Source organism: Neobacillus rhizosphaerae (assembly GCF_937468385.1).
Classification (GTDB): domain Bacteria; phylum Bacillota; class Bacilli; order Bacillales; family Cytobacillaceae; genus Neobacillus; species Neobacillus rhizosphaerae.
Genome location: NZ_CALBWS010000017.1, coordinates 90,442 through 101,555 on the forward strand (window position 1 = coordinate 90,442; position 11,114 = coordinate 101,555).

General features: G+C 37.8%; 11 protein-coding genes and 1 other RNA gene. 5 read left to right on the top strand and 7 right to left on the bottom strand.

Annotated features, from left to right (window positions below; genetic code table 11):
- Positions 1–11 precede the first annotated feature (11 nt).
- Complete coding sequence (locus M5A78_RS13830; protein WP_248735858.1) at positions 12–2,375, bottom strand: nitric-oxide reductase large subunit; 2,364 nt, start codon at positions 2,373–2,375, stop codon at positions 12–14.
- 215 nt (positions 2,376–2,590) lie between these two features.
- Here M5A78_RS13830 and M5A78_RS13835 point away from each other — a divergent pair, with 215 nt between their 5' ends.
- Genes M5A78_RS13835 through M5A78_RS13855 form a run of 5 tightly spaced genes read left to right on the top strand, consistent with a single transcriptional unit; the run spans position 2,591 to position 5,364 of the window.
- Complete coding sequence (locus tag M5A78_RS13835) at positions 2,591–3,283, top strand: Crp/Fnr family transcriptional regulator (RefSeq protein ID WP_248735859.1); 693 nt, start codon at positions 2,591–2,593, stop codon at positions 3,281–3,283.
- Between the two features lie 44 nt (positions 3,284–3,327).
- The gene (locus M5A78_RS13840; RefSeq protein WP_248735860.1) at positions 3,328–3,561 is read left to right on the top strand and encodes a DUF2249 domain-containing protein; all 234 of its coding nucleotides are present in this window, start codon (positions 3,328–3,330) and stop codon (positions 3,559–3,561) included.
- A gap of 25 nt (positions 3,562–3,586) precedes the next feature.
- Positions 3,587–3,793, top strand: a complete 207-nt coding sequence (locus tag M5A78_RS13845) for a DUF2249 domain-containing protein (protein WP_248735861.1) — start codon at positions 3,587–3,589, stop codon at positions 3,791–3,793.
- 13 nt (positions 3,794–3,806) lie between these two features.
- On the top strand, positions 3,807–5,051 hold the full coding sequence (locus M5A78_RS13850; RefSeq protein WP_248735862.1) for a hypothetical protein: 1,245 nt from the start codon (positions 3,807–3,809) through the stop codon (positions 5,049–5,051).
- Positions 5,052–5,064: 13 nt separating this feature from the next.
- Positions 5,065–5,364, top strand: coding sequence for a metal-sulfur cluster assembly factor (locus M5A78_RS13855; RefSeq protein WP_248735874.1), 300 nt, complete (start codon positions 5,065–5,067; stop codon positions 5,362–5,364).
- Between the two features lie 55 nt (positions 5,365–5,419).
- On the opposite strand, the gene M5A78_RS13860 is transcribed toward M5A78_RS13855, so the two are convergent.
- The 6 genes from M5A78_RS13860 to M5A78_RS13885 all read right to left on the bottom strand — a co-directional run bounded on the left by M5A78_RS13860 (position 5,420) and on the right by M5A78_RS13885 (position 10,664).
- Complete coding sequence (locus tag M5A78_RS13860) at positions 5,420–7,342, bottom strand: ATP-dependent DNA helicase (RefSeq protein ID WP_248735863.1); 1,923 nt, start codon at positions 7,340–7,342, stop codon at positions 5,420–5,422.
- Positions 7,343–7,363: 21 nt separating this feature from the next.
- Positions 7,364–8,515 carry a THUMP domain-containing class I SAM-dependent RNA methyltransferase gene (locus tag M5A78_RS13865; protein WP_248735864.1) on the bottom strand — a complete coding sequence of 384 codons (1,152 nt, stop codon included), beginning with the start codon at positions 8,513–8,515 and terminating at the stop codon, positions 7,364–7,366.
- A gap of 187 nt (positions 8,516–8,702) precedes the next feature.
- Positions 8,703–9,100: RNase P RNA component class B (gene rnpB / locus M5A78_RS13870), an RNA gene on the bottom strand.
- Positions 9,101–9,179: 79 nt separating this feature from the next.
- On the bottom strand, positions 9,180–9,482 hold the full coding sequence (gpsB, locus tag M5A78_RS13875) for a cell division regulator GpsB (RefSeq protein WP_248735865.1): 303 nt from the start codon (positions 9,480–9,482) through the stop codon (positions 9,180–9,182).
- Positions 9,483–9,607: 125 nt separating this feature from the next.
- On the bottom strand, positions 9,608–10,165 hold the full coding sequence (locus tag M5A78_RS13880) for a DUF1273 domain-containing protein (protein ID WP_312473013.1): 558 nt from the start codon (positions 10,163–10,165) through the stop codon (positions 9,608–9,610).
- A 127-nt stretch (positions 10,166–10,292) separates the two neighbouring features.
- Positions 10,293–10,664, bottom strand: coding sequence for a CotD family spore coat protein (locus M5A78_RS13885; RefSeq protein ID WP_248735867.1), 372 nt, complete (start codon positions 10,662–10,664; stop codon positions 10,293–10,295).
- Between the last annotated feature and the right edge of the window lie 450 nt (positions 10,665–11,114).

Below are 11,114 nucleotides of genomic sequence, written 5' to 3' on the forward strand. Positions count from 1 at the left end.
TTTTTTCGTGCCTATTCCTCATCAAGTGCTAAGTCTTTAACTGGAAGCTTTTCCCCCTCTTTATGGGTCGGCTTACGTAAATTAAAGATTGCTTTAATACAAAATGACAATAATACTACTACGCCGATAAGGAAAATGGTGTCAGGCACCGCACGCCAGGTTAATAAGGTTTCCACAAGAGGCTTTTGTAGGAACGATGCTGATCGGGAAGCAGCATATCCATGATAGAAAGCCTCCTTGATTTGGATGATACCGACAGGAAGTAAGGATAAGAAGACCATTCCTGCAAGTCCAACATTCAACATGATACAGCTGAATTTAAGCCATTTATCGTTCCATGCTTCTGGTTTTACAATGTTTCGTAATGAATAAAGAAGTACAGCACAGGCAAACATACCGTAGACACCCATCATCGAACCATGGCCATGTGCTGGTGTTAAGAATTGGCCGTGTTCAAAATAGCTTACTGCTGGTAAATTAATTAAGAATCCAAGGACACCTGCGCCAACCAAGTTCCAAATGGCAACTGAGATCAAGAACCAGAAGGTTCCTTTGTAAGGGAAATCTACGCCTCCCTCACGCATCATTTTGTATTGCTCATATGCTTCTAGAATGAGCAATGTTAAGGGAATAACTTCTAATGCTGAGAATACAGCTCCAAGTCCTAACCAAACTTCTGCAGAACCGTTATAGTAGTAGTGGTGACCAATTCCGATAACACCGCTGCCTAAAAGTAAAATTAATTGGAAATACAGTTGTCTTACTGTTGATTTTTTCGTTACTAGACCTAATTGAACCAATAAGAAACCAATAACAACCACCGCAAATACTTCGAAAATACCTTCTACCCATAAGTGGATAATCCACCAGCGCCAGTAATCAGCAAAGGTAAAGCTTGTACCTGGATTGATAAATAATGCAAAAACATAGAAGGCAGGTACGGCAATTGCTGAGTAGAATAAGAGATGGATAAGTCCGCCCTTATCAGTTTCTTTCTTAAGACCTGCCTTAAGCCCTCGATAAACGATGAACAGCCAGATAAACATGCCGACAATCAGAATCAGCTGCCAAATACGTCCTAGCTCTATATATTCCCACCCTGTGTGTCCGAATAAGAACCAATTGTTACCTAAGAAGCCGTTTGCTCCAAGCCATTCTCCAACCATACTTCCAACAACAAGGACAACCAATGCCCAGAATAAAATATCGACTAATAAACCTTGTTTCTTAGGCTCATAACCACCAACAAGCGGAGCTACGTATATCCCCATTCCAAGCCATGCAGTAGCAATCCAGAAAATCGCAAGCTGCAAGTGATATCCTTTTGTAATATTAAATGGAAGAATGTCGTGAATCCACTTTATTCCAAAGAAACTATCAGGCTCAATGTAGTAATGTGCCAGTAATGCCCCAAACATACATTGGACGAAGAACAAGGCAGCTACTATAACAAAATACTTTCCTGTTTTCACCTGAGAGCTCGTTACTGGTATTTTGTGTAAATCAATTCGTGGGAAGTTACCTTCTTTATATGCTTCTTGCATGCCGAATTGGTAACGATAGAAGAAGAACAGAATAACTCCAATCATTAAGATAAGGATTGTTATACTGGCACCGCTCCACCAAATAGCTGAGAATGATAATTGGTTTCCGGCATCTTCGAAGTACGGCCAGTTATTTGTATACGTGATTTTGTCACCTTGACGAACGGTACTAGAAAGCCAAGCTGTCCAGAAGAAGAAATCAGAAATTTGCGTGATTTGGTCACCTTGTGCAACATATGCACGATCTGTTTTTGGCATATCTCCTTCTTTAATTAAGTTTGCTTTTAATCCCCAGCCGTCACCTTTTGTAAAGATCTCTTTATAATGCACCCTTACTTTCTCAAGTCCGTAAGCTTGTGCATTCGTTAGTTCCATTGTATCCTTGTCGCTATCATAGCGATTTTTGCGCATTTCCTTAATAACATTATTTTTTATAACGGTTTTTTCATCTTCATTTAATGTGGAAAAGTCTTTCCCATACTTTTCATTTGCTTTAAAAGCTTGCATTCCTTCTGTATAAATCTGAAGGGCTTCAGCAGTATAGTCGGGACCCATATAAGAACCGTGACCTAAAACAGTACCATAATCCATTAAGCCGTACTTTTGAAAAACAGCCTGACCACCCATGATCGAATCTTTTGTAAATAGAACGTCACCTTTTTCATTTGTGACCTCTAATGGTCTAGGTGCTTGTTCCTTAAATATCCAATAGCCACCAACAAGCAAGACAGTGAAACTAATTAAAATGGTAGCAATTAAAATAGATTTTAATAGACCATTTTTATCCGCCTTCAACACTTTATTTGTTGATGTCCCTCTTTGTATTTCCATACGTGTTCATCCTCTCGTGTTTCTTTTCATTTTGTATTGTAACTTTGGTAACAATCTTACAAAGTGAAGCACCTCATTTATACTGAGTGATTTTTATCACTGCATATGAGAATTATTTTCATAAAAAATAGTCAGCTATGACGGAGGTCACATAGCCAGTGTGAAATCATTGCTACAATGTAATAAATCGAATAAATAATATGAAGGTGATGTTAATGAAGCAAGAGGACATTATTAAAAGGTTGTCTGATGTCCCAATCTTCAAAGAATTATCGGCAGCAGAACTAGATCCTATCGTAAAAATTGCTCAAACACGGTTTTATAAACATAAGATGTATGTTTTTATGCAGGATGATCATCTTGACCGTGTTTTCTTTATCCATAGTGGAAAAATCAAAATATATAAAACTGACCAATCTGGCAAAGAACAACTTATTTCTGTACTTGAACAAGGAGAAATGTTCCCCCATGCTGGATTTTTCAGGAAAGGGAATTTCCCTGCACATGCAGAGGTTATGGACGATGCCATTCTGATTGTCATCCCGATTGACAAATTTGAAGATATACTTATCTCCTATCCAGAACTTTGCATAAAGCTATTTAAAGTTCTAGGAGAAAAAATCGTTGATTTGCAGGGGAGATTAGAAGCACAAGTTCTCCATAATACGTACGAACAAATTATTTTACTTCTTATAAGGCTATGTAAATCAAATGGTGAAGAGGTCGGTGAACGGTATAAGCTAACTACACAGTTCACTAATCGAGAATTAGCCAACATGATTGGCACTTCAAGAGAAACCGTTAGCAGGACCATCAATCATGTTAAGAAGAAAGAATATGTTACACAGGACCAAGAAGGGTTTTACTTAATCGACCGTGAGGCATTACAACAAGAGCTATTCTATTAATAATCAATATTTTCACCCCGAAAATTTAAGGAGATGTGGATATTATGGAACCGAGAATTATTGAACTTGATGTACGTGAGGATTTAAAAAATAAAATTGAACCTTTTCAAAAAATAATGGAGGCTATTAAGGAACTAAAGAATGATGATATTTTTATCCTTCATGTCCCCTTCAAACCTGTCCCACTTTTCGCCGTGTTAAAGGCAAAAGGCTTTACCCATGATGAAGAAAAAATTGAAAAGAAACATTGGATGGTCACATTCACAAAGAAAAGCTAAGGGAAGTAAAGGGGTGGTGAATGAAATGATATTGGATAATCGCGGCCTAGAACCGCCACAACCGATGATGAAAACTTTAGCTGCATTAGAAACACTTGGAGAAAATGAGGTTTTAACGATTATTAATGACAGGAGACCCATGTTTCTTTATGAGCAGCTTGAAGAACTGGGCTACAAACAACGAACAGAATCACAAAACGATGGAAGTTTTAAAATTGAAATCTTCCGATAAGAAGGTGAACGACATGCTTCCTCAAAATATGGGAAGTGAAACCAATATCAAGCTTCCTTTTTCATTTGTCTTTTTTAGTCTAATTGCATTGGTTCTATCCCAAATTCTACTTTTGCTCAAAGGAAATTTGATGGTAGACGGAAGCTTTCGTATTCCAGCTATCTGGTCCTCAGCCCATTTATTAGTCTTAGGCTGGGCCCTAATGGCAGCAATGGGAGCAATGTACCAGCTCGTACCTGTTGCATTCCTAACTAATATATGGAATGAGAAATTTGGGTTTGTCCAATTTCTCATCACTGCAGCAGGAATTGCGACCTTTTCAGGAATGCTTTATTGGTCACCGCAAAGGGCATTAATCCCGGGCATACTTACCTTACTAGGCATATTGATGTTTTTATTCCAAATGTTCATGACATTAAAACGGCAAGCAAAACCAACTATCTTAACAGCCTTTGTTGGTTCAGCATTGGTTTGCCTGTTTATTACTATTTTCATGGGGATTACGCTGATTTATTGTTTAAAAACAGGTATTGGTATCGAATACTATCAAGTAATTTTTAAAACCCATCTTTTATTTGGATTAACTGGATGGTTTACGCTATTAATCTTTGGATTTTCTTATAAGATGGTGCCGATGTTTTCCTTATCCCATGGTTTTCCTATGGTCCATGCGAGATATGTATACGGAATGTATGTCTCTGGACTGATAATTACGATGATTTCTTTCAGTACCAATAATCATGTTCTTCTGAAAATGGGCTTCTTTTTGCTTTTAGCTGGTTTTTCGGTTTTTAGTTGGCATATTAAGATCGTTATTAAAAAAAGGTTGAAGAAAAAACTGGATAAACCATTTACGTTCGCCTTAGTAGCGATTGGGTTTGGAAATGCGATTCATTTTGCAGCTTTTATCCTGCTGTGGACTAGCTCTAGTTCAACATTAGCTGCTCCACTCATTTATAGCTATATATTACTATGGATTGTCCTAAGTATTGTGAGTTACTTATATAAAATTGTTCCTTTCCTTTGGTGGACTTATAAATATAGTAAAAAGATTGGGAAAAGTAAGGTTCCATCCTTAAAAGAGATGATGAATGAAAGGATTGTCGTTCCTGTATTTTCGTTGTTTATAGCAGCTGTTTTAATCGTCTTTTGTGGATTAATCTTCAAAATTGCTATTCTTTTTAATACTGGACAGTTTATTTTATCAATCTTATTTATTATTATCGCCCTTAGTATCCTAAGTGTCTTAAAAAAATAGTGAGGTGTTAATGATGAAATTAAAAGAAAAAATCCTTAATGAGTTAAAAACTGTCTATGATCCAGAGTTAAATATTAATGTGGTAGACCTTGGCTTAATTTATCATATAGAAGTTTCAGCTGATGCAGATGTTAGGATAACAATGACATTAACAACACCTGGCTGCCCGCTTCATGACAGCATTACCAGTGGTGTTCGTTATTGTGTTGAAGGTATGGAAGAAACTCAAAAAGTTGAAGTTAATCTCGTTTGGGAGCCTGCCTGGTCGCCAGAAAAAATGACCCCAGAGGGTCTTAAAGCATTAGGACGTTAATTAAAAAAGCGGAAGTACAGGGATTAGCCTGCTTCCGCTTTTCTTTTATCCTTAATTAATGCTCAAGTGCCTGAGTTGGCAAAACCTCTTTTATTTTCTGTAAAACACCCGGATTGATCTCTTCATTTATTAAAATATGAACAGTTCCTTTGTCCTTTTCACTCCTGATTAGCCTCCCTACTCCTTGACGAAGGCGCAGGAGCATGTATGGTAAGTCGACATCTAGAAACGGATTGTCTGTGCCATTCCTTTTTGCCGTAAACACAGGATCATTAGGAGGAAAAGGCAGCGAAAGAATAAAAACATTTTCAAGCGATCTACCTGGGATATCAAGCCCTTCCCAAAGGTGAATCGAACATAGAATTGCATGCTCTTCATTTTGAAATTTCGAAACGAGCGTGCTAATTTCTGCATCCCCTTCAAAGTAGATGGGATAGTGTATTTCTTCCGAAAGTCTTTGCTTTATCTCGGCCAACTCTTCCTTACTATTTAAAAGAATTAGCGCACGCCCTTCTGATTTGTTAATCATTTTAACAAGATAATTGATTTTTTCAGAAATACCACTAGAGAATCTAGGAAGATGAACCTCCATTTTTTCATCATATTCAAATGGCGATGCAACTGAAAATGATAAGTATTCCTTTACACCAAGACTATTAGCAATATAGTCAAAGGATTTTTGATTTGAGAGCGTTGCAGAAGAAAAAATAAACGGTTTTTTCTGTGAGAAAACCTCTTCCCGCATAACTTCTTCGACCATTTTTGGCATAATAACCAACGTCCGCTCTCCCTTGTCCTGTTCAAACCAAGTGATTCCATTTAATTCTTGCAGGAAAAGCGATAACGAGTAGGTGATTTGTTCCAAATACTCCTCAACAATTTTCAATTCATACTCATTAATGACATATAACTCACTTTCAAAAACCAATTCCTCCTCCAATACTTGAAGGGTTGAATGTAACTTTCGGCATGCCTTCATTACTAATGGATGTTTGGTAATAACTTGTTTTTCAGAGCCTTGTGACAATGAGGAAAATTGTGAAATTGTATCAAAAAATGCTTCGCTATCTAAAAGAGCCTCTTCAACTGTGAATAAGGTTTTCTCACGCACTTCATTTTCCATTAACCTTGTGAGCAATTTCTCTAAGGTATACTCAGTAAAGCGGTAACTTAACGCTTTCTGTGCTGCATATTCAAGCAGGTGGCCCTCATCAAAAACAACGGATGAATGTTCTGGTAATAATGGCAACTGACCTTCTCGCTTTCGTGATTCCTTAGTCCAAATATGCTCCATATAAAAATCATGGGAACAGATGATTAAATCTGTTGAATGACGATAAAAATCTCGGTGTAAAGTTAGGCCACAGCGATGGCGCTTTTCACAAGAAAAACAATCCTGAAGGGGATCCCAATTAACCTGACCCCATAAATCATCAGATAAAGTGGAATAATCCCTTCTATCTCCATATTTTTCAAACGACTGCATCGAGCCTGCCGTGTGTACGAAATCCGGTAGCTGCTGATAAATAGTAGAGATTTCATCTGAAAAACCGCTATCCCTTACCTGGTCCAACTTTTTTAAACAAAGGTACTGATCCCTCGATTTTGCTAAGCGCACATCGATATTTAGACTCAGGACCTTCTCTAATTTTGCAATATCGCCTTCTTTTTTTACAAGCTGCTCAATTAATGTTTCATCCGCACAGGCAATAACGGCAGGCCGATTCATGTACCGTGCATACATAATCGCATAAAGTAAATAAACAATCGTTTTCCCAGTTCCAACTCCCGCTTCAGCAAACATCACTTTTTTATCCTTAAATGCTTTTTCAAGTTGAAAAGCCATAAAAATTTGCTCATCCCTAAGTTCGAAACCGGCTTCCGGTAAAATATCATAGAATAAATCGCCGATCCATTCACCTAATTTATCGTAAAAGGAATCAGTCTTTGAAACAATAAACGGCATCCGATTCTGCATCTTATTCCCCCCAAAAACCCTCTATTTCATCATTTCATTTTGACGAGGGGGCTTTTTCCCCCAATATTGATAAAGGTCCGTCCGGATAAAGCCATTAAACAGCTTTCTTTTTTTCGTTGCCGGCTTTCCGTAAAATTGCTCAAACTCTTCATTTGATGTCAGGATATAAATCGACCATGTTTCGAGCTTACCGAAGGCCTGACCCATTTCCTTATACATCTGCTCAACAGCCTTTTTCTCCCCAAGTCTTTCTCCATATGGAGGATTACCAACAATAACCCCATATTCTTTACTTGTAGAAATGTCTCTTACTTGCATTTGTTTAAATTGAAGGATGTCAGCAAAACCGGCCTCAATCGCATTCTCTTGAGCGATTTTCACCATCCTGTGGTCTATATCTGTACCTGTTATGTCTATTGGCTGGTCGTATTTTGCCAAGTCTTCTGCTTCCATACGAGCATCATCCCAAACTTTCGACGAAATCCAATTCCAGCCTTCTGAAACAAATTCTCTATTAAACCCTGGAGCAATATTTTGTCCAATCATTGCTGCCTCAATCGGAATGGTACCTGAACCACAGAAAGGATCAATGAAGGGGCTATCAGCCTTCCAATTGGTTAACATCACAAGAGCAGCAGCCAGGGTTTCCTTTAACGGTGCCTCCCCTTGATCGATTCGGTATCCGCGTTTATGGAGGCCTTGACCGCTGGCATCAATGGTAATAGTCGCAACATCCTTTAACAAAGCTATTTCAATGCGATAAAAAGCACCATTTTCCTCAAACCAACTGTTTCGCTTATAATATTTCTTCATCCGTTCAACAACAGCTTTTTTGACAATAGCCTGACAATCCGAAACGCTAAACAATTTTGATTTGACAGATTTTCCAATCACAGGAAATTCCGCATCTTCAGGAAGGAATTTTTCCCATGGCAGTGCCTTCGTTTTCTCAAACAATTCATCAAAGGTATAGGCCTTAAACTCTCCAACTTTTATCTTTATTCTGTCAGCCGTTCGCAGCCATAAGTTACTGCGAGCAATCGCAGATTCATCCCCTGAATAAATAACCTTCCCATTTTCTACTTCACATTCGTATCCAAGTGACCGTACTTCTTTTGCAACTAGGGCTTCTAGACCCATTGCCGCAGTAGCAATTATTTGATAGTTTCCCATTTCTTCACCCTTAACTTCTACTTTTGTTATGTATATATCGTTATCCAATAACAACGATTTATGATATTCGCTAACATTATTAACAAATAGCAGTCAACGAATGCACTATTCAAACAAGATTACAATAAAAAAGCTCCCCAAATTAGGAGAGCCGTTAAATAACCAGCATATTTTCCCATTAATAACGTTCTGTAAGCCATGTTCTGTACCATCGTACTACAAGCGACTATTTGTCTCGTACAGAGGTGGTAATCATCTATCTACAGATTCATATGGAATCTGTCCTTCTCCTCGTTCAATTCCTCAGAGAAAGTGCCCCTACCATTATTTGGGTTTCTCGCTCGTGGGGTTTACCCGTTCCACCCTTTCTATTTCTAGAAAGGCTACGTCACTGTGGCACTTTTATAGGTATTCATACCATATCCGTTGGACTTAGGTATTTTCCCGGCCGTCAGCTGGATGCTAGCCCCAACTGCCCTAGCTTATGATTTCGCTAGGCACGAACACTACGAGCATCTCAGCTCGTGCGAGCATGGACTTTCCTCTGCAATTTGCAAATGCTCCTTGCAGCGATTACCCGAACGTCATTAATGATACTTTATTATTATATGTATATTATGCTGTTTATTCAATGGTTTTTATTAGGAAATACTAGCACAATCTGTTAATCATATAGTTTATTGCCAAAAACATGTTTTTCTAAATTGGATAAACGTTTTAATATATCAAAATTTGTTGTCCCAGCTGGTTGTGCCACCGGCTGCCTTTTTGAGCTATCCTCGAGCTGTTTTCGTAGCCTGAGGTTTTCCTGTTGAAGGTCCTCAATTTCTTGATGAAAGGTTTCATAATCTTTAATAATTAAATCCAAAAATTTATCAACATCTTCTTGTTTATAACCTCTTACGCCGGTCTTAAACTCTTTTTCTAAAACATCCTTAGCTGTTAATTTCACTTTATCAGAAAGCATCAAAATCACCTCAGTATTCGCCAATCATTACCTATTATTTTTTCAAAAATAATTGCTTTTGTCAATTTTCTTGTGTATTTAAATTTAGAATCGCTTTTTTAGCGGAAAATGCATCTCGACTATTCCTAAAAATCAGTACGTTTTAACTGTTCATCCTCAACAATCATTTGTAAGTCATAAAAGGTTATAAGCTCTATAGAATAGTCACGATCTTTTTGATATTGCATTGCCAATTCATAAAGATATTTTGGACTTCCTTCCTTTTCCTGATCATATAGAAGCAAGAGCCCATCACTTTTTTCAATAAAAAACTGATTTTTCAACCGGAATTGCCAAGGTTTTTCATATCCCTTTTTCGTAACAGAATCAATGAAATCTGCCGCTGCAAGTACAGACTGATACCATTCTTTATTGTTTTCATTCCATTGGGCTTCCTGGTCTAGAAAAGGGGTTATTACCGCAAGCTTTACATTAGGAAAGTCCTTCTTCAAATCAAAAACAACTTCAGCAGCCCATAATTCTACACCTAACTGACCACTAATCAGCACCCACTCTAGTCCTTCTTCTAACAAAGTTAGCAAAGATTTCTTGATAGCAGCCTTAATAAATAATGCCGATGGATGGTCTTTCTTAAAAATCCCTAATTCAAAAGGTTTATAGCCTGAAATGGACAGCACTTTTATCAAGAGCTTTCTCCTCAGTTGAAAAATTTTTTAAAAATGGACAAACACTTTTACAAACATAGCATATCATATAGTAAAACAAATTAAAAAAACAAGGGCTAAAAAGCCCTTGCAATTAACAGTACTCTTAAGGTCTAGGCCCCATAAAAGGTCCCGGAGCAAAGCCTGGGCCTCCTGGTCCAAAGCCTGGGCCTCCTGGTCCAAAGCCTGGGCCTCCTGGTCCAAAACCTGGACCACCCATTCCAAAGCCGGGTACGACATTTGCAGCCGGCATTCCGCCTGGAGCACATGGATTACAGCAGTTAATATGCTGATTGCATACATCTTCACAGCATGAAGCTGATTCCGGGCAGTAATGCTTATGTTGGTACATATGATGATTCACCGTTGTTGCGTGTACTGGATGAATATGTGGCACCACCGTGGTTGAGAACGTGTGGTTTACAATTTGTTGAGTCGGGTGAATGACTGGCGGCAAAAAATTTGTTCCAAGATACATATAATGCTCTCCCTTCAAATATTCTGTTTACATTAACAGCCTATGTTGAAGGAGTTAATCTTGTACTAATGAAAATACCTATTTTTCACGAATCAGGATTAATCTCAACGTTTGCGCCACCTAGTATTCTTACAAAAGGGAATAAAAGCTGTCTTTTAAGCTTGTAAAAATAACTGCAGTCAAACAAATGACAATAAAAAATAAGAATAAAATTGCTTTATACATATTACCAGCTCCATAAGGTTTTCAGTAGTCACTTTTTTATCTAAATCCAATTTTAAATTCTACCTTTTCTACCCTTGATAAACAATATGGAATTTCTGGATTTTCACAGAAAACTCATATGGTGACTCGTTCCTCGTCACCACCATCTAAAATGAAAATGATTCCGACCCACGTTTAGTTTAGCTCCTCATTAGATTGACCAAAATGAAAGGTACAACAATACAA